Source organism: Bradyrhizobium sp. CCBAU 53421 (genome assembly GCF_015291625.1).
Classification (GTDB): Bacteria; Pseudomonadota; Alphaproteobacteria; order Rhizobiales; family Xanthobacteraceae; genus Bradyrhizobium.
The window spans coordinates 7859324-7884635 of record NZ_CP030047.1 but is presented as its reverse complement, the minus strand read 5'-3'; the positions used below and the strand labels follow the sequence as shown (position 1 = coordinate 7884635).

19 protein-coding genes are annotated in these 25312 nt (G+C 56.7%); 8 read left to right on the top strand and 11 right to left on the bottom strand.

The annotated features are described in order from the left end of the window. Nucleotides 1–159: 159 nt before the first annotated feature. The 3 genes from XH92_RS36695 (at nt 160) to XH92_RS36685 (ending at nt 4794) form a co-directional block, all read left to right on the top strand. Nucleotides 160–2544 carry a DUF2235 domain-containing protein gene (locus XH92_RS36695; RefSeq protein ID WP_194456423.1) on the top strand — a complete coding sequence of 795 codons (2385 nt, stop codon included), beginning with the start codon at nt 160–162 and terminating at the stop codon, nt 2542–2544. Nucleotides 2545–3517: 973 nt separating this feature from the next. After that, a complete protein-coding gene (locus XH92_RS36690; RefSeq protein WP_194456422.1) occupies nt 3518–4375 on the top strand; it encodes a hypothetical protein in 858 nt (285 codons plus the stop codon). Nucleotides 4376–4422: 47 nt separating this feature from the next. After that, on the top strand, nt 4423–4794 hold the full coding sequence (locus tag XH92_RS36685) for a hypothetical protein (protein WP_194456421.1): 372 nt from the start codon (nt 4423–4425) through the stop codon (nt 4792–4794). A 201-nt stretch (nt 4795–4995) separates the two neighbouring features. Here the strand turns inward: XH92_RS36685 and XH92_RS36680 are convergent, their stop codons facing one another. From XH92_RS36680 to XH92_RS36660, 5 genes are all read right to left on the bottom strand, one after another. Continuing rightward, nucleotides 4996–6075, bottom strand: coding sequence for a serine protease (locus XH92_RS36680; RefSeq protein ID WP_194456420.1), 1080 nt, complete (start codon nt 6073–6075; stop codon nt 4996–4998). 70 nt (nt 6076–6145) lie between these two features. Further along, complete coding sequence (locus XH92_RS36675) at nt 6146–7276, bottom strand: trypsin-like peptidase domain-containing protein (protein ID WP_194456419.1); 1131 nt, start codon at nt 7274–7276, stop codon at nt 6146–6148. Further along, complete coding sequence (locus tag XH92_RS36670) at nt 7273–8880, bottom strand: hypothetical protein (protein WP_194456418.1); 1608 nt, start codon at nt 8878–8880, stop codon at nt 7273–7275. Before XH92_RS36670 ends, XH92_RS36675 begins: the two co-directional genes overlap by 4 nt. A 100-nt stretch (nt 8881–8980) precedes the next feature. Then, nucleotides 8981–9520, bottom strand: a complete 540-nt coding sequence (locus tag XH92_RS36665; RefSeq protein WP_194456417.1) for a DUF3616 domain-containing protein — start codon at nt 9518–9520, stop codon at nt 8981–8983. Next, nucleotides 9436–9957: a DUF3616 domain-containing protein gene (locus XH92_RS36660; protein WP_194456416.1), complete on the bottom strand. Its 522-nt coding sequence runs from the start codon at nt 9955–9957 to the stop codon at nt 9436–9438. Before XH92_RS36660 ends, XH92_RS36665 begins: the two co-directional genes overlap by 85 nt. Nucleotides 9958–10053: 96 nt before the next feature. Between XH92_RS36660 and XH92_RS36655 the strand changes: the two genes are divergently transcribed. The 3 genes from XH92_RS36655 (at nt 10054) to XH92_RS36645 (ending at nt 13454) form a co-directional block, all read left to right on the top strand. After that, complete coding sequence (locus XH92_RS36655) at nt 10054–11178, top strand: S1/P1 nuclease (protein WP_194456415.1); 1125 nt, start codon at nt 10054–10056, stop codon at nt 11176–11178. 259 nt (nt 11179–11437) lie between these two features. After that, nucleotides 11438–12076, top strand: coding sequence for a hypothetical protein (locus XH92_RS36650; RefSeq protein ID WP_194456414.1), 639 nt, complete (start codon nt 11438–11440; stop codon nt 12074–12076). A gap of 562 nt (nt 12077–12638) precedes the next feature. After that, the gene (locus XH92_RS36645; RefSeq protein ID WP_194456413.1) at nt 12639–13454 is read left to right on the top strand and encodes a hypothetical protein; all 816 of its coding nucleotides are present in this window, start codon (nt 12639–12641) and stop codon (nt 13452–13454) included. 1174 nt (nt 13455–14628) lie between these two features. On the opposite strand, the gene XH92_RS36640 is transcribed toward XH92_RS36645, so the two are convergent. From XH92_RS36640 to XH92_RS36620, 5 genes are all read right to left on the bottom strand, one after another. Continuing rightward, nucleotides 14629–15429: a GntR family transcriptional regulator gene (locus XH92_RS36640; protein WP_194456412.1), complete on the bottom strand. Its 801-nt coding sequence runs from the start codon at nt 15427–15429 to the stop codon at nt 14629–14631. A 410-nt stretch (nt 15430–15839) separates the two neighbouring features. Then, entirely contained in the window at nt 15840–16358 is a 519-nt protein-coding gene (locus XH92_RS36635; RefSeq protein WP_194456411.1) for a GNAT family N-acetyltransferase, read from the bottom strand. Nucleotides 16359–16376: 18 nt separating this feature from the next. Further along, nucleotides 16377–17438, bottom strand: a complete 1062-nt coding sequence (locus XH92_RS36630) for a pyridoxal-phosphate dependent enzyme (protein WP_194456410.1) — start codon at nt 17436–17438, stop codon at nt 16377–16379. A 29-nt stretch (nt 17439–17467) separates the two neighbouring features. Beyond that, nucleotides 17468–18061: a hypothetical protein gene (locus tag XH92_RS36625; RefSeq protein WP_246787939.1), complete on the bottom strand. Its 594-nt coding sequence runs from the start codon at nt 18059–18061 to the stop codon at nt 17468–17470. A gap of 1000 nt (nt 18062–19061) precedes the next feature. After that, entirely contained in the window at nt 19062–20156 is a 1095-nt protein-coding gene (locus XH92_RS36620) for a pyridoxal-phosphate dependent enzyme (protein WP_194456408.1), read from the bottom strand. A 1679-nt stretch (nt 20157–21835) separates the two neighbouring features. Between XH92_RS36620 and XH92_RS36615 the strand changes: the two genes are divergently transcribed. Next, nucleotides 21836–22618: a class I SAM-dependent methyltransferase gene (locus XH92_RS36615; protein ID WP_194456407.1), complete on the top strand. Its 783-nt coding sequence runs from the start codon at nt 21836–21838 to the stop codon at nt 22616–22618. Nucleotides 22619–22794: 176 nt separating this feature from the next. Then, complete coding sequence (locus XH92_RS36610; RefSeq protein ID WP_194456406.1) at nt 22795–24177, top strand: LLM class flavin-dependent oxidoreductase; 1383 nt, start codon at nt 22795–22797, stop codon at nt 24175–24177. A 389-nt stretch (nt 24178–24566) separates the two neighbouring features. Here XH92_RS36610 and XH92_RS36605 read toward each other — a convergent pair whose 3' ends face one another. Further along, on the bottom strand, nt 24567–25187 hold the full coding sequence (locus XH92_RS36605) for a nitroreductase family protein (RefSeq protein ID WP_246787937.1): 621 nt from the start codon (nt 25185–25187) through the stop codon (nt 24567–24569). Nucleotides 25188–25312 lie beyond the last annotated feature (125 nt).

The window sequence follows — 25312 nt, the reverse complement described above, 5'->3', positions numbered from 1 at the left end:
GCAGCAAGTTACTCTTCTCATTGGGCAAACATCCCTTGAGGAGCAGACTGCAAATGGTCTTGACTTGCGCCCCCGGAGCGTTCACCTAAATGATGTTGCAACCTTATATTGTTCGCTCCGCAGCGGCCCGCTGATTTCAGTCTTGATTTGAGGAAGAAAATGCCACGACGCATCGTGCTCCTCTCCGATGGCACCGGCAATTCCTCGGCAAAGGTTTGGCGGACAAACGTTTGGCGCATGTTCAGCGCGCTGGATCTTACCAACGACGATCAAGTCGCTTGCTATGATGACGGCGTTGGGACCTCGTCCTTTAAGCCGTTGGCGATCCTAGGTGGCGCCTTCGGGATTGGTCTGCGCCGCAATGTCATCACGCTCTACAAGTTCGCCTGTCGCAACTACCGCAACGAGGGCGACGAGATATTCGCATTCGGCTTCAGCCGTGGCGCTTTCACCATCCGCGTGACGATGGGCTTGATCCTCGACCAGGGCTTGATTCCGGCACAGGGCATCTCCGATAGCGAATTGGACCGGCAGGCGAAAAAGGCCTACCGGGCGTATCACAGAAGGCATTTCCATACGAACTGGTACTTGATGGTCCTTGGCCTGAAGAAATTGTTTGGAAGAGAAGTGTCTTCCAAGCCAGCGACCGTGCCTGCCGGAAGGCAAACGCCAGTCATCCGCTTTCTGGGGCTGTGGGATACGGTTGCGGCTTATGGCCTTCCGATCGACGAGATGACCCAAGGTGTGAGCCAATGGATATGGCCGCTGGAACTGCCCGGCCACACGCTTCATCCCAGTGTCAAGCGCGCGTGCCATGCGCTTTCCCTCGATGACGAGCGCACCACATTTCATCCTGTTCTTTGGAATGAGAGACAGGAGAAACAACCGACAAGCGGAACGCCCCGTTATACCTGCGCGGAGAGAATTAGCCAGGTCTGGTTTGTCGGGGTACATGCGAACGTTGGGGGCGGATACCCGGACGATTCCCTCGCTCAGATCCCGCTATACTGGATTATGCAGGAAGCGAGAGCCCAGGGTCTTTGCTTCAAGCTATCGGATCCTGCAGCGCTCGCGGAAACTAAGCAGGCGCAGGATAAAGACGGCCGGCTGTATGATTCCCGCGCGGGCGCGGCGAGCTACTACCGCTATGGGCCACGACGCATATCCCGCCTGACCCGGCAGCGCTTCTCCTGGACGACCGGCGATGAGGTATATGTTGAGAAGCCCAAGATCCACGAGACGGTATTACGGCGCATAAAAAACAACGCCCATGTCTATGCGCCGATTGGAATTCCACATGACTATGACGTTATCTCGCCCGAGATAGCGCAAGACGGCAGCGTCCGGTTCAGAATCGATAGCTTGCCGGACAGCGCATCGGGGCCGACGATCAACACGCCGGAAACATCGGAGCAAGCTCAGGCCCGCGTCCTCGCCGAGCGCCAAGACGTCTGGCCGCTGGTCTACACCCGGGCGGCGCTATATTTTCTCACATTGGCGGCAACCATGGTGTTCGTCGTATTTCCCTTCACTGGGCGGAGCGATCCGCTTGGTGAAAGGGTCAACGCGCTCAAATGGGTTTCGGACATTATCCGGACGTTGAGTGGGTTCCTGCCGTCATGGATCTCGCAATGGCTCGCCTCCTATGCACAATATCCCGGGACGTTCCTGATCCTGGTGGGCATCATTGGAGCATTGATCGTCGGTGGTAAGCGCGTCGCTTCCGCGACCGACGACCGAATGACCGCGCTTTGGCGCAAAGCATTCGCCGGAAAGCTCTCTGCGCCGGTGACGGCTCCAAACTCCATGCCGGGCGGTCGTGAACGTATCCTGATGGGAGTCCGTTCAGGATGGCGCTACTATCTGGGCCCGGCGCTTTCCGCCGTTGTCATTGCATACCTGGCACTCACGGTCGGGGACCGACTTCTATTCACCGCTGTGGATCAAGCGGGACTGATTTGCAAGCCAACCGGCAAGCTGGACTACATCCCTGATGCCGGAGCGCTGGTCTCCTTTGTAACAGCCGACCCTTGCTTTGCCACGGGCTACAAGGTCGGCCGCCTCGAACGATACTACGTTTGGACCAACCCGGATCCGGCTGCGCTTGCCCGTCAGTACGAGAACTATTCGACCAGCAGGGACACATGCAAAGTGGCCGCGGGCGCGGGCGAAGCAATCTTGATGAATGGCGGCGTTGAGACGGACGCGCGCGGATATTCGACCTTCCGCAATCCGGAGGATGGCACCCAGTTGTCCTGGACCGAGACCGTCGTCCATGTTCTCGCATTACCGCTGCGGCGGTACTACTTTCAGCCTTGGTTCCAGCCGGTGGCGCGTTATGGTTCGCTTGGCAGCGAAGTGGACTTCCTCGAACCAGACCCCGACCGGCGCGTGAAGAAGATTTCTGAATACGTGACGCCCAAGGTGACCGATGAACTGTTCTTCTACGTAAATGACGCTGTCCTCTTCCTTCCTCGCACCTATCAGTGGCTCTACAAAGACAATAAGGGTTGCATCTCATTCTTCATCAAGCCGTCGAAGTAGCCTACCGGCTCTCCTTCATGGGAGCTTGTCTGGCCGCTCCCATCGGGCTCAGCTTGGTCCGTCCTTGCCATAGCCGTAGGACATGGGACGGCGGGCGGCGCTTCGCTCTTCGTCGAAAGGCCTCTATCGGTATACCAATGCGCTATGCTCTGTCTCGGCTCGCGTTGAGTTCGGCGTGCCGACATCTTCCACTGTTGACATAGTCTTTATCATCTCACTGATGCGCCGACGGTCCGGCAGCGTGTTGAAAGCACTGATCCGCCGCTGTTCTGAACTGCTCGTTGTCGGAGTTCTGCGCCGGCTGTCATTTTAGCAAGTGACCCAAGATCAATCGTTTTTTTAGCATCTTGTTGCCAGCTCATTAGACTTTACGTTGGGTGGTTCATGTGGGCCAGCAGCGCGTCGAACGTCAGATATCTGGAAAGTACGAAACGTACAGTTTGCGCGCGCAGCTAGAACTCGCTTCCTCCACGCTCAGTTCGGCTGGCGTCGTACAAAGCTAAATCGGTCCTTTACATGGTTGTTCTGCCAAGCGCCTTGACATCCGCTACAGCATATCAACGGATGCATTTTCATGTCGGGGCCCGCCGCACAGCTAAACTGAACGGCGTCTATCAGGGGCCTGAGCTTACCATGCTCAGCTGCTGGTCATCCGACTGGCTTGCCGACCAAGTTACGTTGGATAAGAAATAAACGTTCCAAAGCGGCCAGTTCAGTGAACTTAGGTTACCCAGTCGGAAAGCGCGGGGAGTCGGTGGTGGGCTCGCGGTTCATGATCGACAGAGTTGGACATTCGCAGTGAGCAGTCATCGTGCTTTGAAGGCCAACTACAAGAACGAAGCCTAAGATATTGAAGTCGGACCTCATTGGTCGGCAAGCAACGACAGGGATGTTGGCGACGTCGGAATAGTCCTAGCTGCAAACCGTTCTGTCAAAGAAATGGCACACGCGTAAGCGCACCGAAGCTGACGGAGTGAAGTACATTGACAACTTCTCCTTGTGCTTTCTAAAAGGAGGGGCGGGGCCGTTACTGGAATCTATTGTCGTTGAGGGAGCGATGTGGGTTTGGCTTAACGAACTGTGGGTCACTCTTGACCGGGCGATTAAAGTCTTGAGCATTATCCGGGACGCAATCGGGAAGTTGGGTGCCCCGCTCGTCGCGGAAGTTATCATCGTTTGCATCTTGGCGACATTCGTTCGCTTGGTATATGCGAAGTATGGCGCTACGGCTTGGAAGGTTTGGAAGGAAGACGGCTCGCCTATTGTCCTCTGCGGATTGGGTAGCATTTTGATAATCGCCCTTGTGATCTTTTTTTTCGCATTGCTCGGCTCGAAGAATGATGAAACGTCAGAGCAGAAACACGCCTCAAGAACGACAGGCGTCAAGCGCAACGGAAAAATAGCTCGACTTGACCAATCGCCTTGTGCAGGGCACTACTGTGGCGTCGGAGGACCAGACCTCGATCCGTTTAACGATGAGGATGCAGCTAAACTCGGACCTGATGACGTTGCCGAAGCAAGAAAAACGTTGGGCCGCACAGAGGGTCGGTTTTGCGCTGTAACCAATACGATCAAGCCATTTCATTTTGAAGTCCGGTTGCAGCGTGATGGTGCGTGCCAGAGATGGTTTGATGCAGTAAACGGCGTGGTTGACCTGTTTATCAAGGATCGTCCGGTTCATGGCGAGTTGACGAAGTACGGGCGCTCCTGGCAATACGTTGCTTCAAAGGGCTACAGGGGACCTGACAGGTTCTCCATTATGAGATGTTTTCGCACCGGTTTAAATTCGAGTGAATGCTTGACCTTGGACTATGCGGTCAACGTGCTTTAACTATCAAAATTGTTTCTGAGTGCCGGTGAGCTATCGAGACCCCAAAAATGTTAACTGTGGGTCGGATAGTTCTTGACGCTCTGCGTAGAGAACTTCCGCCCAACGCCGACGTGATTCCGGCATCGTTCAAGGTTCGCGCAATCCCGCTGCAAGATGCTTCATATGTCCCGCATCCAGTGTTTCACCTGGCCGAGATGCAAACTCGTCAGCGGGCCGCACGCTTCTTCGCCGCCCGCAAGCTTTCATTCAATCCCAGTATCGTTCGTTCGACGTCTGGCCTCAGCCAAAACAGTTTTCACTCGTTCGGAACGACGCGCAGGCGCTCCTTCACGTACACGCTGCTCGAGCTGACGGAAGAGCACGTGCGACTAAAGCGCGATGTGATCAGGTCGAATCGTCATCGGGCTTTAGCTTTTTGACTAAGCATGATCTTTTCGGAAAACCGCTTCGCACTTTTCCGGATCATGCTTTAGACACGAGATCCTGCCGAACTGGAATCCTCGCAGTCCAGTCACTTACGCGTTTGAGGGTGCTGTCGAGTTCGGTGCAAGCTCTGTATGGCTGCTTCTGTGCGTTTTCTGCACGGCGGCGGGAATTTGGCGCTCGGATATGGCTGGGGCTCATTGGGCGAGGCAAGTCCGCCGGATTTCCGCCAGTTCGTCTTGAGCTAAGCTTCTCTCAATAAAGCCGTTCAAGGTGGCGTTCGACCATCCACCCGGTCCGAAGGGACGGTTGGGAGTCGAACAACTAACATCCGCCGAAACCGAGCTGACGCGCCCGCCATCACGTGTATATCGAAGCGGCCCGACAGATCCGTAATTGGTCTCATCGACCCTTTGCACCTGGCCGACGATGGAATAGCCGGGCGGTGCGTTGTACTGCACGGTCCCTTGCTGGTTATCTCCCATATTCTGACAGCGGACGCCATCGGACACGCTAAATGCCTCCCGATCGACGCGTGTCTTACGCGCGTCCGCTTCGCATTGCGCGACATCCTGCTCAGTCGGCCGAGCTCGCTGCGGAGGCGGCAAAAGGTGGTTGAACGCGAAGACGGGCGCGGCAAGCGCCCGGTTGGCGTCGAGTTGGTTAGTTATTATTCCGATCAGCTTGTTGTCGGCATTGAAAACACCGGATCCACTGTGGCCTTCAACTACGGCGAGGCGAAGCGTCAGGTTGTCTCGAAAGCGCGATGCGTCGGTCGGGACGAGGTCCGCGCTGACAGGCTCGGGCTGATGAGACCCGGGATCCCAAATGATCGCAACAACGCTTGAGAGCTCCGCAGGCGGGGTATCCGCAACGGTTGCCGCAAGCAAGTTTGAGGCCGTGATCGTCAGGATTGCCAAGTCGTAGGCAGGCACTGCTCTGGCCGAGGCCGTCCCGAGACTGTGCTCAATCCCATTGCCATCAAGCCCGATAATCTCAATCCGGCGGTCTCTCCCATCGGGCGTTTCAGACCATTCTGCGTCATCGCCGATCACATGCAACGCCGTCACAATTACTCCGTTAGGACGGACAATAACGCCAGAGCCCTTGCGCATGGGCACGCTTGCGCCCGCCGGGTTACGTCCCGTTACATTGATCTTGACGACGGCCTGCTTGTTCGCAGCCCACACCGAGCTCCGATCGATACTTTGTGCGGTTGCAGGGGCGCTCAGAGCGATCGCAACTACAAAAGCCGTGTAAGATGTCCTTGACAGCATGCGATGTTTCTTTCCTCAAATGTGACAATGTCGATCGTCAATATCGCTATCGCTGGTGCGCTAGGCGGACCTACGGAACGACGTGACGCACAAACAAGGCGGGCGCCGTTGCGCCAAGCCGAAGCTTGCCGCCGACGGTGTACGCATAAATGCACGAGAACTGCGGCACCGTTTTGCTGCCGTCGACTGTCCAGAAACGTCTTGCCTCGGCCGCACCCTTCAGGACGACGGGGGATGTATCGCTATATTCGAACACAATGCTTGCGGTGTCTTTCGACGAAATGCGGGTCACTTCGTTGCTTTTGAACCGGACCATGAGGGGCTCCAGTGTGCTTTCTTTTGAGAGATCAGTGCCCAGGCAGCGTAGGGAAGGATCGAGAAACACCGGCTGGTTCTCCTCGTTTGTGACGTTCAGATTGAATGATTTCAACATCGCGTCTGGACTATCAGAAGTCGGCGTCGAGAACTTCACGTTCAAAAAGGCTGTCAAAACGGTGTCACCCGCGCGCCTGCCGGCGCTCCCGTCAGGAGACAGGAATTGGTTGAATAAATAGCTAGGCACGGCGAGCAGCCTTGAGGCATCCCTTCGTTTGTAGACGATACCCACCAGGTTGCTTTCAGCGTCGAACACGCCAGCGCCGAAGTAACCGTCGATCGCTGGAAAGCGTACTGTTAAAACGTCTCCGTCCCTCCCTCTGTCCGTCGGTACGCCATCTGTCGAGACGGCCTCCGGAATGCTGTTCTGCGGCTCCCAAGCGATCGTAACGAAAGTGGCCAGTTCGTCCGGCGCATATTCGGCGACACGAGCTGTAGAAAGGCCCTCAGCCGTAATCGTGAGGATAGCGACGTTGAGCGAGGGGATCAGCCGCGCCGAGGCATTTCCCAGCGGCTTGATGATCCGAAACGTATCGAGCCCGGATATTTCTATCTGCCGGTCAAGCCCGCTGGGAATCTGATTCCATTCGCTATCTTGGCCGATCATCTGTGCCGCAGTGATAATCTCTCCCCTTGATCGAACCACCACGCCAACGCCGTATCGTGCAGGAACGGCTTCGCCCTGCGGATTGCGGCCGGTCACTTTGATGCGGACGATCGCAAGCTTGTTTTTCTCCCAGACGGCGCTGCGCTGATCGGCGCCGCGAGCGGCCGTGACGCAGAAAATAGCTGCGAGCACGCCCCACACTGCCAAGAGTTTGGTCACGGCTGCCTCCGTCCGGCCGAAAGCACCGTCAGAAACACCGCGTGGTCTCCCTGACCGGCGACGTTGATGTCGATGCGATACGTATCCTCAACTGCCGGCGCCACGAGGGATCCCGCAAATGTCAGGCGGCGCACGGCAAGATCAGCATCTGTGGTGGTTTCCACAAGCGTTATTGGAGCGTCTGCGGCTCCACGCTGGAGCAATTGTGCGGTAGGCTGAACATCCCCCCGCGTTACGCCCGTTTCAAATTCAAAGGCGACTGTCACAGTCGCATTCGCGCCCGGTTCGGCTATTCGCGGACTGAGATCGGCACGGGCAAGATCGAGCCTGCGCTTTTCATGTTTCGGAGTATCGATCTCGCCTAGTACGTCGTGCTTTACCGGTGGGGGAGCGGTGTTCAGCAGTTCGCGCTCGAGCTTGTTTTGCAGATACTTGTCCGCGAAGATCGTTGCATGCTGTTGGAACGAAGGCTCCGTTCCTTCGATAGAAGAGAAATTATTTGCAGCACTCCAAACGGGAACAGTGCCGTCGCCTTTGCTGCGGCGAAAATTCCAGTCCCGCCAGCTTTGCCTGTTCGTGGGAACGTACAGGTAGAGACCGGTATCAAAATAGTCGCCCGCTATCATGACCTGCGCAACACCTGGAATCGGCTGGCGCATCAGTTCTCCGACGCGCCTGGCCTCCGATAGGCCTCGCTCGAAGGCAGCGCCGCGTGGACCGTTCGCGCGATATTCCGAGGGCAGCCAATCCCGTTGGCGCCACGTCGCCACATCGAGAACGTCCAGGGGAGTGTATTTCTCAGGCGACCCTAGACGGCAGCACTTGTCGTATGTTGGCAAGAGTTCGTAGAGTGCCGGAAATGAAAGGGCGACGCGCCGCACGGTTGGAAGTCCGCCCGCAATAAAGTTGGTGAAGTCGCCCCAACCGTCCGATAGGGTCTCAAAAGCGTTCATACTGCCTTGAAAGGGAGTGCCCATATAGATCGCTTTGTGGACGCGCGCGGCGCCACCTTCTTTCACCATCCAAAGCTTCGAGACGATGCCTCCCATGCTGTGGGACAAAAGGTCGAATTGGCCGTTCTGCAGGCGGCCGCGCTTAGGATCATCGACAAATGTCTGGAGCTGCTTGGCCGTTTCGAAATTGCTTAGCCTCCAATCATAGGCAAAAACGAATAGCGTCTCATTATCGATATAGCCGAGACTATGCAGATAGTGGAGGAGCGTATCGTATTGATGGATGGTCCAAAACGGACCAAGAACGTTGATGCTTTCGACGAGACGGCCGTCAGAGTGCAGCGCGGTTACGGGACCTGAAGGCGCTATTTCGAGCTTTGGAAAATTCAGATATGAGTTGCGGTCACCCCAAATAACCGTGCCGTTATCATCGACTAGCCGCGAGCCCAGGATGCCTGGGACAAAGACGAGGGGTCTTTCTGGTTGTGGTTTCTGTGGTTGGGCCGCGGCGTTATGAGCCGCGGCGAGGAAGAACAGCATCGTGAGAACAATAATCAATGTTGCCATTTTACGTGGAGGCAATTGCGAGCGGTCGCGCCGCGGCTGAGCGCCCTGTCCCTTCATAAAGCACGTCCGGTTGGTGTCGGTCATTCGCTCCTCCGTCTTCGGGAAAGGGGGTGGGTGGGTTGCGACTGTCGAGGCTGTCACAATTTCTCACCGGTTCGTGCCGCGGGATCTTTGGCGGCAAAGGTCAGGTTCTCGGGATCGTCAGCGCGACCGGCGCTCCTTCTTTTTCGCCATCGAACAGGATGAGGACGCGCAGACCGGACGGGCCCTCATCCAGCAGCAGAAGGGCTTCGGCTTTGCGCGTTCTCTCCTTTCCCACGACGCCCGCAAGATCCTTGAGAAGCCTTGCGTCGTCGCTCTCGCCGTCCCACCAACCGATCGCGTACCGCCCGGGATCGCTTGTGGTCGGCCTCGCGAGCACCAGGACGCCACCGCCGAAGGTGGCGAGGTCACGGACCCCCCGGCCTCCTCCCAGAGGCAAGCGGTAAAAATGAGCACTGGCGGCCGCATCGCCAAATATGGCATCAACGGCAACTGAACGGACGGCGGCGCGACCATTTGCCAATGAAGGCCCGCGGAACCCCACGAGGATCTGTCCGTGCCGGACTGCGACGCCTTCGATGGTCCGCCCATTGTCCTCTAACCTGCGATCGAGATAGTTGGAGAGTGTCGGTTCCTGCGCGATGATTGCGCGAAGTTCTGCCTGCCTCTCGACGACAGACAAATCATGGCTGCCTTCGCGCGGAAGCGTACGATCTGGCTGCTTGCCGCTATCCGCGCCACAGTTTCTTTCTTGCCGAGATTGTGTTCACTGTCGCGGGGACGACGGTGCGAACCGATCACGTAAAAGAACTCCTCGGCGTAGGCGACGCCCTCGCTGTCGAGCTCGAGTGCCTGACCCTCGAAGCGGTTATCGATTAGCGGCATCATCTCGCCAGCATGGATCGCGCCGTCCTCCAACGTCACGAACTGGGCCGGCTGCGCGTCGTCGTTGATAACGAGGCAGGCGCGCCGAAAGCCATGCAGATTGCTGCATGCGATGCCGCTCACGTTTTTTGATTTCTTGCCGTTGTTGCCTTGTACCAACCCGTGAACCGGCCAGGTGTCGTCGGCGATGGCCGTGTCTGGCGCAAACAGACCGAGCAGGAGGGCAGCTGCCAAGGCCAGCAACGTGCCAGTTAGGAAATGTACGTAACGTACTAAGGGGAGACCACATGCGGCGATATTCGACGTCGAGGCGTGGGGCATAAGGGCCTCATGAAAAAAATCTGTGGTTGTAATTTTTTGGCGCTGAGCGAATATAGCGTCTTATACAACCTTTGGCTGGACTGCGCCATCTCAAGCCGCGAGTCTTCTAGATTCGTATTCGGCCACAAGGCCGAAGCCGGGAGCGCGCGTGCCCAGCATCCAGCTACCGATCGTCAGCGATTTTGTAAAACCGATCACTTTTTGTTTGGAGAGTGCGATGAAGGCCAAAGCGATAATCCCATTTGCAATGTGTTTTTTTTTTCCGGTGACGCCTCCGCCTGGAATCTCCGTGGCCATATGGAGATCGCGGCGATCGCCTGGGATCAGCTGACGCCCACAAGCAGGGCTAGAGTCAGTCAGCTCCTGAGACTGAACCCGGATTATGATCACTGGGTTGAGGGCTTTTCTAGCCGCGAGAAAAGCAAGGCCGCCTTTACCCGGGCCGCCGGATGGGCCGACGACATCAAGAAAAAGAACGACTACACGGATGACGGTGAGAAGCCGTCAGATCCGGATTCTGCGCGCAACATAGGATACCGTGATAAATTGATGCATCGCTACTGGCATTATAAGGATATCCCGTTCTCGCCGGACGACACCCAGACGCATGACGGGCCCGAGCCTAATGCCGAGACTCAGATTATTGCGTTTCGTGATGCACTCGCCTCGGAAGCTTCGGATGACGTGAGATCGTATGATCTCGTCTGGCTGCTTCACCTGGTGGGCGACGTGCACCAGCCCCTACACGCGACCTCGCGTTTCACCCAGGACTTGCCGGATGGCGATCGTGGCGGTAACGACGTGAAACTGTGCGAAAGGCCGTGCAGGGACGAACTGCACGCCTTCTGGGACAATCTTTTTGGAACGGGAACGAGCACGCGCGCGGCGATCAATGCCGCGCGAAAGATCGATGATGCGCCGGCTGGTAGCGCCGCCAATGAGGACGTCCACACCTGGATCGTGGAAAGTTTTGAGCTGGCCAAGAGCGACGTTTACAAACCGCCGATCGGTGTTGGCGGTGGGCCGTTCACCATTACCGACACGTACAAGCGAAGGGCGAAGGCGGTTGCGAACGAGCGGGCGGCCGTCGCAGGAGCACGTCTTGCGAAGCTCTTGAACAACGCATTGCAGTAAGGGGGGCGATATGCGCCGGCAGCGACGATTGTGAGGGCGATACGGTCCGTTTGCTTCCAGCTTGTTGGCGCAGGCGGCTTCGGTGATCGCCTGCGCGGCCGGATCTACCATCGAGGGGCCCGTATGGCATCGGTCCCCATCGCGCGACATTACGATTGGAGCGTCACGCTCTTACCCTTCCGGGATGAGAGCCTTTTAGCTTGGTGTCACACGACGCTCCTAGGCGATCGGGACTGACGCAAGGGCAGGGGGCGGTCACGTGGATTTCATCTATCAACTCATCCAAGATGCGCGGGTCTGGTCGAAGTATATGTTGCACGGCTTGAGCGCCGCCGCTCCCCTCGGAGCAGTCGTGGTGTTTGCGATTGCGCTGGGCCAATATGTACGGTCCGAGAATTGGAAAAAGACCGAATTTGTAGCGAAGCTCTTTAAGGAATTCTCCGAGAACGAGGATTGCAGGCATGCGCGCTGGATGCTCGAAGGCGATCCACGCGAGATAACTTACAAGTGCGGCGAAAAATTTGAACGCTATTTGTACAATTTCGACGAGCTGAGCAAGGCGATTGACAGCGTATTGCGCAAGGGGCCGCTGAGCGCTCAGCAGCTCCACATGCTCGATAGCTTCGATGGCTTCTTCATATATATCGAACAGTTTGAACGTGCCATCCAGCGCAAATTGGTCGAGCAGGATGACGTCTATCCATACCTTGGTTATTGGATCGGAGTTCTGTCTGGTCACGCTGGTTGGGCTCCGCCAGAGTCAATTTTGGCAAGAATTCACGCCTACATCAAACATGGAGGTTTCGATGATGTGGAGAAGTTCCTGCACCGCAGATGGGATGACTCCGATCCTAATCAGGCGAACCAACCCACAGGTAGTCACCCTGCTTCGGCTTGAACAGATTGACCACCACGGTCCTCGTTCAGTGGCGCAAGTTCCTTCGACCTCGGATTACGCCAGATGTTGACGGGGCCGAAATCGCTGTGCGATGCGCCTGCTCCGCAATTGTGCTGCGGATTTTTGTCGACCCCTCGCCCGATCGCGCCCCTGAAGATCGTGATGGGGCGCGTGGAGAGGGAGTACAGCGCGGTTGGACCGATACCGCCGGCCTCGTCAAGTCGCCGCGCGCACGATAGCGACCTATCCGCAACCCTGGTTACGTGTACCTGACGGTTGCGACATACATCAGATCGTAGCCATCGACCTCGTGCATCGAACGAGGCGACACCCCATCCATGAGTGGGAGCGCTACTTGCGTTGCAAGGCATGCGCGAAGTGCGGGGCTATCCTGACAAGCGCCGCCATCTGATTGTATTGACGCAAGCGAGGAGTCCAGCAAGCGATTAACGTCGTATTGATGGCCGGGCCAACACTAGAAACGTAGGACTTTACAGTAATGCAAATGACTCTACCGGACTATGCTACTCGCTTTGACTCTCTTTCGCTCTCGGCGTGCTTCTTGGATTTGAAAGGCGTAGGCGATATGCCGCGACAGGCAACCGGCTTTTTTTGGCGGCGTTCAGAGAAGGTATTTCTAATCACGAATTGGCATGTGGTGACCGGCCTCAACATGATGGACGGAACAGCTATCGGCAATCATTGGGTACCGGAGCGCATCGTATTGCGATATTTCGTAATGGGAGCGTCCCAACCGAAGGGTTGGCGAAGCATGGCCGTGCCAGACATCAATCTTCCGCTCTTTGAAGATTTTCACAGGCCGTATTGGGTTCAGCATCCGATGGCTTACGAGTGGAATGCCGACGTAGTGGCGCTCGACGTGACGGACAAATTAGCCGGAGGAGACGTGTTCTGCGTCAACGACCATACCTACCCAAGGCTATATCACTTCGCCGGAAGCGAGATTTTTGTTTTGGGCCACGCATTGCCCGAAAGCACGAATGCCTATCCTGTGCCATTTCCCATTTGGAAGCGGGGAAGTATCGCAAGTGAGATTATCGTCCCATGGAACATGCGACCGGCGTTTCTGATCGATAGTCGGACCTCAAAGGGTATGTCAGGTTCTCCAGTTTTCGCGCGGGTCTTTGGACCTGCGGCATTTGGGGATGGCTCCATTCAAGCCGACAACATCTTAGTCTCGGAGTTCATGGGCATTTATTCTGGGAGACTATTCGACGATGAAAACAATGCCAGCGTCGGACTGGTGTGGCATCGTAACTTGATCGACCAACTCTTGGCCGAGCCGGCCCCCGGCTCAAGAGATTGGAAAAAGAGTAAGTCAATTCAAATGTTTACTTCAGTGCGCAGCAACGAATAGCTGCGCGGGCAGGGTATCGGACATCAATCGCCGGATCGACTGCCACACCGGGCGCATTCTTCGGGAGCAATCTGCGTTCCATCACTTTCACCAAGCCGCAATCTCGAGCCCGATTGGCCTGAGACGACCTGCATCCGACGGATTTCAGCGGTGCGCCGAGCGATGATCTTTGTCGTACCGCTTCGCGCCGGTAGGGAAGAGCGCTGTTGCCAGCCGCAAAGGTGGTTGGCTGTGAGTTCGGCAGCGTAGTGTTCAGCGACATCAAGGATCATCTCGACCACGCCTTCCGGCGGTCCGCCGGCGGCAGGTCGCCAAGGCCGCTCCCCTGGGGTCGTTGGGGAATTGGCGCTCGGCGCCGGCGAGAACACGAAAGCGACTCCCAACACCATCTACCTCTACGTTGACCGATTCCGCGGTGCGAGCCGCAGTGACGAGTGATAAGGAAGGAGCTCTCAGCGCGTTGTCGAGGAGACGTCCCACTCCGTGGGTCGGTAAAATTTCGCTACAGAAGTCCGAATCGTGACGTGACGCTCGGCGGCGTGACGATCAGGAAGGATGATACGATTTGCCCTCTGAACGCGGCCGCAAATCGAGATTCCGAACACTACGCCTGTCCGCATGCGGTCGAACTAGGGCGGCCGCGTCTCACCCATCACTTGGCATCTCGCCTCGATCCAAGGAAGCACCACGGTTTTTGGATTTTTACCATCGGTACTTTGGCCCGTTGCATTCGCTGTTTTTGGATTTGCGAACGCGATCCTTGTGAGGAGGCGTTGTGCGTTGCAGGGACCAGCTCACGGCCGCTGTCCTTCTTGCCTCGGAACGCGCGACAGCTTCGTATTGCCGCGGGTCCGTGCCAGCTCTGGTTCCTCTTGGGCGCACTTGCGGGCCAGGTCACAGATTGGTCAGCGCGCCGTTCGGCTGCGGAGCGGCATATGGTCAGCAATATTGAGATCGAGTGTGGTCGCTGCCGCACGCAGCTTGGACGGAGCGTGGATACTGGCGCTGGCGCCGTACAGCGGATGCTCGAAGCGTCTGAGCCGGCGATGATCCCGATTCCCGAACGGCGATCGCCTCTGTCCCGTTTTTCGTGATCGATCAAATGTCCGACGAGTGCCGTGTCAGTCGTCGGCCAGTGAGTTAGATTTACCAATCTTGAAGCTCAGCGTAGGCTTCAAGACGTTTGCATTGGCGAGCGGATCGTGTCTGTTCTGTTCAGGTGTACCGAGCACGCCAACCGGTCAAATGGCGATTCGGAAATACCAAATACCGTAAAGGCAGGCTCTAGGGTCGTCAGTTCATAAAGCCGTCGCAGGGTCGGATATCCATTAGGGATCCCGAATGCCTGTTGTGCCTCTTCTGACGCTGGAGCGGCATCGATAAGCAAACTTATCTTTTCCTGGTTCGCACCGCAATTGTGCAGAGCCTCGCAGGCAAGCTCGTCGCCATATTCATCGAATACGCTGTCGAACGACAGCGGAAAGTACGAAGTGTCAAATATCAAGGGTATGCCGTCGGCCGATATTATCTTTCGTAGGCAGAGCATTGTTCCAGTCGGTGCATCGAATTCGCTGAACGAGGGATGGCGGATGGCCTCTCTAGATACTGACGCCAACTGAATGCGCGGCTCGCGCTCAGATCGTTGCCCATCTTTGGATGATACGAAGCCGAAATTGACGTCGCGAATGAACCTATGCCTCTCTCGTATAAAGGTGCCGAGCCCGGGCACGGTACGCAGGATGCCTGTAGATTGAAGGTCGCGCAACGCACGTTTGATCGTTATCGCGCTTACGCCAAACTCCTCCGCTAATGTGGCGACCGATGGCAAAGGCGCCTCTGCCTTGTATTCACCTTTCATCACTCGCCGCACGAGTTCTTGTCTGACCGTTTCGTGCAGCGAACCGGCGACCGTCTTCTGCATTAATGGGCTTCCAGAAGTTTGCCAAACCAACCGAAGGTGCTCTTTTTGGCTCATGTGTTCTTCCGACGGATCGAGCTGCGTCTCAGACGACGATTCGGACGGATCGGGAGCGAGCGCGACGCGAGCGTCATCGCGACGCGCTCGTCGCGGCGGAATTGAAGATGAGCTCGGATAGTGCTCCGTGTTCCTGGTGAACCAAGACAAGGTCCCCGACGACGGGAAGCCCCGAAGGGAGACTTTGTCGTCGGCCCACCAGCTCGCATGGTTTCCGGGTGTCGACGCAAGCGCCCGAGAAATAATGAGCGCGCGCGTCGACGGCGGCGCGGTCTCGGTGACACCACAGCGAAGGCGCTCAAACCGCCACGCTCCAAGCCCACTTCTACCTTGTCAATTGGGACGGCCATCCGATGTCTCTGCTCTGCCTCTTGTAGAGAGCCGGAAAAGAGGGGGAGGCTCCTCATTTCCTAGCGCATTTTATATTCAAGGATGTTCTGAATACCGACCGGGCCGAGGTAAGTCGCGCCTGTGTCACGAAATCCCGACTTCAAATAGAGCTTCCTGGCTGTCGCATTGCGGGCATTTACCGCAAGCATAAGATGATCAACGCATGGCCGCTTCGCCAGGATCCATTGAGTCGCAAGTCGAATTGCTGCGGTACCGTACCCATTGTTTTGGTATTGTGGGCCAACACGGAAGCTATGCAGAGTAATCACGCCAGGTGGCGCCCACTCGGGTACTGCCGTCTTTTCACGCAGCACAAAAAAGCCGACGACGCTATTGCGGGCAACTATCGCGAATGGGTGCTTTAGCTCGGGACCAGGACTGCTTCGAAACTCGGAGAACACTTGCTCGATCGGATCTACAAACTGCTCCTGCTCGGGACGAAGGCTTAAATGGCTGACCGCCGCCTCATCGAAGTGAGACAATTTCACGGCTTCAACGCGAGTGTCCTCGATAGCTCTGGTCGATGCCCAGGGTGTCATGCCGACGGGTTCCCGCTCCTAGATTGCCGAACCGAGGAGAGGGTGGACTGTGCGTCTTGGAGCATGGTCGATCAATCCGGAAAGCACTTCGTCAAGCGCTCGCCTGCCCCATTTATACCATGACCAGCCCTTCAGTTCGTCGGTCGGGGCTGCGACAGCCAGCGGCTCTTGGCGGGCTGAAATCGGCCATCCAAGACTGGAAGACAGCCATTCCTCGTTGTAGGTGCTGTCAGTGTGACAATGGCCCTCGTCTGGAAAGACGGCAACAACCGTTTTGCCCGGATTCGTTTCTGACCACCATTCCGCAACCTTAAATGCAGCCCCGCTGGTGGGCCCCATGAATAGTCCATGCTCCCGATGCAACCGATGCGTTGCGTGAACGACGTCTGCAGCCGGCAGCCAATGCACCTCGTCAAAGTGTCTGTGATCGAGATTGGAGGATAGAGCGTCACCTCCCAGCCCCCTAAAGTATCGTCGACCGCTGGGCTGCCCAAACAGGACCGACCCGAGAGTATCAACACCAATCGCATTTAGTTCGGGGAACAGTGCCCTTAGGGCCTCGCACGTGCCGCACATGGAACCACCTGAGCCGACGGTGCCCACCAGGCAGTCGATCTTTCCGACCCTGTCGATGAGCGCGGCTGCGAATTTCGCGTAAGCAATCGGATAGTGCGGATTGGCGTGCTGTAAGGGCCAATAGCTATCGGGCGTTTCTTTCTGCCACGCGGTCAGCCTGTCCAACCGCGCGCGCTGAAATCCACCACTGGCTGCTGGTTTTGGAACAATGTCTAAGTGAACCCCAAGATGGCTGAGGCGCTTATGAAGGTGCCGGTCGAGGGTGGGGTCGCTTACCAGAGTAAGCTGGTATCCATGCTGCACGGCAAGCATGGCCAGGGCCAAACCAAAATTGCCCGAAGAGGACGCGCAAATTCGCCCCCCTGGTCTGAGCAAACCCTCCTCCGCGGCCCGCTCAAGGATGAAGCGGGCAGGGAGAAGCTTCATAAGAAAGAAACTGGCACCATACAGGCCATCTCTCAACTTGATGAATCTCGGATTCTCGAAATCCTCGAGCTTGCGCACGCTAGCCAATCGTTGCTCCCAAATCTCGTTCAGTTCCGGAAGATCGATGGCTCGAAGCCCGACTTTTGCAGGTCGTGCATCGCCTTTTCCATGTGCCTGGTGGTTCTGTCGCTCGCTGGATCGAACAGCAAGCCAACAACGGTGCCACTGTGTGCAACCTGCACGCCAAGAGCGCCGTGGCAAGTGCCAATCGCCCGAATGTGGTCGAGGCGCGGCTTTGGGAGGAATCTCTGATTGATCAGAGCGCTTGCGGTCGCAACTCGGCCAAGCAATTCAAGGTCGGAATCCCTGATTGCCCGACGCATAAGACTGCGGAGCGGACGAAAAAGCTCAATCTCGAAAGAACTGTACCGTGCCGGTTCAAATAGCAGCGTATCGACGCTTTGGTCGGGAGCTGCATCGACGCTGATGAAGTTAAGCGCTGGTAGCGAGGTGCGAAAAGACTCTATCACGACTCCCTCGCGATGCGCAAACAGCACAGCCTGCTGCGAAAACAATGTGGAATCACACGCCGTCTCCGCTCTCACCGCGATTTCCATGACGCGGCCAGGCGGTGCTTCGAGGTCCAGATAGTCAAGAATGGCCGAGATGCTTGCTAGGACGTCGGCCGTCGACGAACCCATGCCACGCGCAACGGGGATATTGCTTGCTATTGTCAGATGTCCGCCAACTCGGCTCCTTGCGAACATCGCGAGTGCGAGCTCGGCGGCGCGTCTCGACTTTTCACGACACGCTGGAGAGACGGTCAACCCCTCTTGGTCGCTCGCTTTGAACGTTGCCGTTGACTTAAGATGACGGCAAGGCAGCGATGTCAGACCACGGCGCAGACGAGCATTTTCGTCCTCGAATATGCCCTGAAGTAGCTCACCATGGTGACCGATAGCTTCACCGTAGCCAACTGATGCAGGAGCGGTTGATCTCATAGATCCGAGCTAAAGTTGTGTGTGCAGCCGATGGTCAAGATCCGGTACCTGCGTTGATTGCGGCTTGTTCGAGATTAGCGAATAGCGCGTGCGTCCTTGCGGCGCCTTGCGACCATAACTTCAAAAGACGTGCCACTGTGACGAAAGGATCTTAGAAGATGCTCCCTTGAGGCTAATCAACGGCTTAACTGGGCAGTTCCCTGAAATGAGCGTCCGGGCACCATCGTGATAAACACGACAACGATGTCGTTCATTGAACATCCTGTCTGGTTTTCTGCCGCAAGCTAGTTCATCTCGCCGTTCCTGGGGTTAGAATATTCCGATTGACGGAGACACTAGCGCTGAGACGTCCGGAGGCGGCGCTGATCATTTCCAATCGATAACGCCGAAGCCCGCAGATATAGAGCTCTCGGCTGCTCGCTGTGGCGCTGGCGTCGCGAGCTGCCATCGCGCCGGCGTGCGAATGTGGACTGCGCAACGCCGCGGCGGTCGGGACCCGATCGGCCCGATGCAACGGGAAGACGTTGAGCCATGGAAAGTCGCATTGTCGAGACCGCAGCGGCTTTGCAATTGAGTGGAGGCCGCCGCAGCAATCAGCCTGGATGACCTATTGCGCTGCCTTAAAACTTCGCGGCGACTAGTTCTCCCAGTCTACCGTCCGCACGCACTTGAACACTAAGGTGGGCAGTTAGAACGAGCGCTACGGATTATACCCGGCATGGCGGGGCGCCGGATCGGCCCCGACGACATCTCGGTATTTGCGTCGCCCCCACATGAATCGGCACCACCCTTCCGTTACATCCTGCAGCGAAGCGATCTCGCTAGGCCTTGCCCAATCACGACTGAGGTCATCGCTCCAATGGTTCAACCATCCGGGATTAAACATTGTTTCTACATAACGGACGCCGTGATCCGGTAGAATAGTCAAAACGGTATGCGATGGATCCTGAGTTGCGAACCACTCCGCAACTGTAAGAGCGGCGCCACTCGATGGTCCGACTAGAATTCCGGTGTGTCGATGGAAATCGTGCACCTTTTGCACCATTTTCGGCACTGGGATCCAGTGGACCTCGTCGCAACGTTCAAAATTTACATTGCCCATGGGAATTCCGGCTCCCATCGCCAGAATTTGCTCGAACGTGTCCCTGCACATCTTGCTGATCCGCTTGGCTTGGGCACCAAAAATCACGCTTCTATTGTGATCGACAGCGATGACCTTCAAATCCGGATTCGCGCGTTGCAAGACCGATGCAATTCCAAACAGGGATCCGCCGCTGCCCACTGTGCCGACGATTACATCAATTTTCGGCTTTGTCAGCAGTACACGCTCGGCGATCGGTCTGTAAGAGGAGGAGTTCAGCTGATTTGTGTACTGTTGTGGCCAGAAGGTATTGGGAAGCGATGAACGCAACCTGGCCAGCACCTCAAGGCGGGCCTGCTGAATGCCACCTTCGCAGTTCTTGCTGGCGTGAACTGTATGTAGAGCCGCGCCCAGATTCTCCAGCCGCCAGCGGACAACGTCAGAGGTCGGGCCAGTTACCAGGGTGAGGCGAAGATCATACAAGGAGCACAGGATAGCCAGAGCCAAGGCAAAGGTGCCAGAACTGCTTTCAATCACATGTCCGCCAGGTCGCAGTCGTCCGCTTGCCAACGCGGTGTCAAGTATACATTTCGCCGGCGTGAACTTCATAAGATCGAATTTCGCGGCAATCAGATTGTGCGTGACTTGTACAAACGTCGGGAAGGAAAGCGCTTCGACAATATCGGCGGTGAATGGTTTGGCAAGTGCAGTCATGCTGCGATTGTTCCTAATTGTCGGACGAGTGACCAACGGCAGAGTGCCGTTCTGGCGTCTCATCCTGGCGATGCTTATGGTGCTACGGAGTAAGAATGTCGACGAAACGCGAATGCGCGTCGTAGATGTGACATTTTGCTCGTCTTACTCCCCTCAATAGGGCGGATCTTTGCGAAGCGATGCTGATGGCCATCTATGACAGCCAAGCAAAGCAATTCAAAAATCGTACCACCTTCGATGAGAGTAGTGGGTGGACGATGGTCCGATGTGGCACCTGAGCGTCCCTGCTAATGTCCGCAGTTCAGTGGCAAACTACCAGCGTTACCGCCTGTCAGCCAACGTTGGTATGGCTCAGGCGACCATTGCGAGGGTACGTTCCAGCGCGATCCGGCAAATCGCCTGTTCGTGCCACGCGTCGCGAACAGCACCAGGACTAGAAACAGGAATGGCGACAGCTGCGGTCCGCTTGAGCTGTTGTGGTCGCCGGGCCCATACACAGCACTGGGCACGAGGAAGATTGCAGCTAATGCCGTTCGCAGTCAGGGATCTCGCCTGTTCGAGCTTGATGACAACTGGTTGCCGAAATGGCCGGAATCGAAGTCATCGTAATCAATCTGATCGCCATTGGCCGATCGTGCATGGGGCTTGGATTTCGTAGCCGAACATCTTTTAACCTGCAGCGCCGGGCCGTAGGGCCTACGAGCATTCAGAGAGAGCTCATGACTGGGAAGATCTGGGCCGTCAACTGCCAAAGCTGGTAGTTGAGCCTGGGTGCTGCAGCATGCCACCTCCTGCGTGAGGAGTGCCGGCTGACCGGTCATCGACAAAGCGCCGGTTGGCTCAGTGTTCAACTGCAAAAAAGAAGTGCAGGATGCGGCATCGATTACAAACTGTTGAGGCCGCCTGGCGGCAGCCGATGCGCTGGCTAATGGTGTGGAGAGATGTTGTATTGCTTTGTCTTGGTATCCTTGGTGTCGCCGAGGTGATGTACCGTCTCGTTGACGTGCAGGGGGGGCGTGCCCACGCGATGATCGAGGCCGTCCGCTCGTATGTTGAGCCGGGTGGCTGGCCTCGACAAGTAAGCGCTTCGCCAACTGAACGCGGTCGAGGTCGTAGTCTGACAAGCGAGAGTTGGCATGCTGGGCAATGACGAAGCGAAGCGCAGCCTCTCGCCTGTTCGAGCCGGCCTTCATGTCAGGGACCGCAACCTGAGCCCGCCAGGGATCGGGGCTATAGTGTCGACGATAATGCTCGTAACGCGTGCCGGCCTACAGCATTTCGCTGGCTATTGCTCGTCGGTCACTCACACGCGCCGGAACGCGGCACGCGCACACACTTGTCTAGTAGGAAGCAAAGAGCGCAACCCGATCACGCTGCTGTCGGACGGTTCCATCAAGAGCGCAAAACATCTACTGCGACAACTCGTGGGTGAGAGGCGGCGCAATACGTTTCGGGCAATGGCTCGGGCGAGATCGGTGGATCGATGATCTGGTCTGAGTCCCCTCGGGGGAATGGAGCGAGCTCGAGGGGACCGTCGGCTATGACGGTCTGATAGGTTCTTGTTCGCATGAGTGGATCTGCAGGTCAGAAGCAATGGCGCAATGCCTAAGCGGCAATTTGGGCAATGCGGGTGACCGCAGCCATTTCACTCTCATAATCAGTGGCTGTGGAGACAGAAAATGCAGGCTGCTAAGAGACCGTCTTTTGGAAGCTTTTCCGAAATTGCAGAGTTTTATCCGGCGTTCCCACCCTACTCACGGAGGCTGCTTCAGGTCCTTGTCGACCAGGTCAAACACCTAACCGGGAGCCCGGTGTTTGGTGATATCGGCGCAGGTACAGGGGCAATCGCCTATGCGTTAGCTGACATGGGTCTTACCGGCTACGCGGTCGAACCCGAGAGTCAAATGGTTGCGGTGGGACAGAGGCTTAGCCCAACATATCCTGCCATATCGTGGATTAATGCACCGGGAGAAAACACGACTCTTGCCGACGAGTCGCTGGATTGGGTTTGCTACAGCCTGTCATTCCATTTGACGAATGCGGCGGATGCGCTTCGTGAAAGCATGCGAATCCTGCGGCCGGGCGGTTTCTTCACAATAGCGCACGTCCTTGCTGATCTTGAGACCGATCCCTTTCAACTCGAAATCGAAAATCTTATACGCGATATGGCTCCGGCTCTACGACGGTCGCGGACGACCCTCACCGGCCAGATGGGCACCTACGAGGCGCTCCTCAACCAGTTTCCTGGCCTCGGGAACTGCATTTCTCTCGCGACCAGCCAAGCAATACCGATGAACGAGGAGCGGTATGTCAATTACTGGCGTGGGAGACATGATATCCCCAGTCAGGTCTCCTCGCAATTGTGGAATTCCATACTGGAAATGATCGGGGAGACCTTCCGAAAGCGGCAGCCGGTCAACCTCAGATTCCGCTCTGCAGCCTGGCATGCGCAACGGGTGTGATGCGCTCGCCATTTCTCAAATCATCAAGAGGGCTGTTCCGCGGTGGTTCGCCACTGTGATGTCGACCGAATTGGAGAAAGAATCGGCAACCGTTGCTGTAGCAAGGGTGACGCCGGCGAAGTCTGCAGGACCGCGCAGCTGAGCATGGTCCGCAAGGATGTCAGCAGGAGGACGGTATGGGACGCAATGGTGAAATGAAGCTTGGGGTGTTCCTCACGCAGGCGGGAGTTCACGAAGGGGCTTGGCGCGATCCGAGCGTGCCGGCAAATGGTGGCGTCGATATCGACTATTATGCCCATCTGGCAAATCTTGCCGAAAGCGCAGCATTACATTTCGTATTCCTCGCCGATAGCCCAAGCGTCCTGGAACGAGATGAGGCCACGATCGCGCGGTCGAGCCGAAACGATGCGTTCGAGCCAATTACGCTGCTGTCGGCACTCTCGATGAAGACAGACAAAATTGGTCTGATCGGGACAGCGACAACGACCTACAATCAGCCCTATCATCTAGCACGCATGTTCGCCTCACTCGACCACCTCTCGCGGGGACGCGCGGGCTGGAACATCGTTACTTCGGGGTACAAGTTCGAAGCGCAAAATTTCGGCGAGAGCCAGCTTCCGGATCATGACACGCGCTATGCTCGCGCCAAGGAATTCGTACAAGTTGTCAAGGGTCTTTGGGACACGTGGGAGGATGACGCTTTCGTTCGCGACAAGCAAAGTGGTATTTTTGTCGATACCAGCAAGCTGCATTTGCTCAACCATCGAGGAGAGCACTTGTCAGTGCGCGGTCCTCTCAATATTGCAAGGCCGCCGCAAGGTTATCCCGTGTTCGTTCAAGCTGGCGCATCCGAGACCGGGACAACATTCGCCGCCGAGTTCGGCGAGGTCGTATTCGGCGCCGCTCCCTACTTGGAGGATGGCAAAAGACATTACGCAGCTCTCAAAGAGAAAGCCCGTGCATTCGGACGCGAGGACAATCAGGTGCAAGTCATGCCCGGCATCGTACCGGTCGTCGGGAGAACCAAGCAGGAGGCCGCCGAGAAGCTCGAAAGGTTGCATTCGTATGTGCACATCGACGTTCTAACCGGACTAGCCGATCGGTTGTTGGGGTTTGTTACCGAGCTGCGTTCAATGGACCTCGACTCGTTGGTCCCCGAGACGTTACCGCAGACGAATTTCATTCAGAGCCGACAGAAGCTGCTCCTCGAAATGGCTGCGCGCGAGAAATTCACCTGGAGACAACTGATCCGCTATATATCTGACAGCAAAGGCCAACTCTTGGTTGTTGGTACGCCAGACGAGATAGCAAACGTCATGGTCGATAGATTCGATCAACGGGCGGCTGATGGATTTAACATCATACCGGAAACCTTCCCCGGCGGACTGAAGGATTTCATTGAGCTCGTCGTGCCCGAGTTGCGCCGACGAGCCAAATTTAGATCCGGATATGCCGGACAAACACTAAGAGACAATTTGGGTCTCAAGCGGCCGGCTAATCGGTTCACGAGGGCAGGTGTAGGCAACATCCGTGCAGAAGTGCCGCAGTCGTCGCACTAAACCTGGTGTGACAGGATAGGCAGTTGGGATCGCAAGCTCTCGGCCATTGCGAGGATCGAACGCTTGCATTCATTTGCGGGGCGAGCAAGATGCTTGCGGCATTCAAGTGAAGCTGGCCGGTGGTTCTATCGTCGACCGCGAGGGAATCTCGCTTCCGATAGATAGATAAGGAGGGGCCGCTGCCAGATCAGAGCCGTCGTCCGTCGTCTCTTCGCGGCGAGCGCCGAATGGCTATGTTTATCAGGTGCAATAGCTCCGACGTTGTCCCGGAGGGGTTGATTCCCGGATATCGCGTTCCGCAAAATACAGGTCCCACTTGATGGCAAGTTGAGCGCGGTCGTTAGGTCGGGCGCTCTGAGCGGCCTTTAACAAGCGGTGCCGATCATCCGTCAGCGCTTGAATCGATCGGGGAACAAGCCGCCGGCTACAAAGTCCTCGATAGAAGAACGCGCGCTCGGCTGTTCGCGCTGCGCGAGAGTCGGTGACAGGTGCGCACTGTCGCCCTTGCGCCCAACGGCGATCGCGATCTCGACAGCAAAGGTCTTTGGCACCTTGAGTTCGTCGCGTGCCTTGTCCGCGTCAAATCCACTCATGGCGTGTGCGGCCCAACCTGCTGCGGTCGCCTGGTTGGCAAAATTGGCCCAGGCCGCGCCGCTGTCAAAGGAATGCGTGCGTGAAAATTGCGCGTTGGTCTTTCCGGGCGGTGTGAAGTCCTTGCGGGACAACAAATAGATCAGCGCGGCCGCGTGGCGTGCCCAACCCTGGTTGAATTCGATCAAAGGAGCAAGAAAGGTTTGGAATTCTGACTGGCTGCGCAAGGCATAGAGGAATCGCCATGGCTGGGAGTTGAACGCTGACGGCGCCCATCGAGCGGCCTCGAAGAAGGTGTTCAGAATTGTTATCGGAATTGAGTCCTGGGTGAACCCACGCGGCGACCAGCGCTCGACGAATATCCGCTCAGCAGGATGTTCGGGGACACGAATTCTAAGGGCTGGGTCCTGGGTGGTCACTCTCGTCTCCTTCATCTTTTGGCACTAAAGCGCCTGCCAAGGGCTTGTCCCGGGCATAATATCTCGACAGAGCCGTCAGCTTGGCGCGAGATGCTCCGATTTGGTGCGACTAACCTGGCCGGATG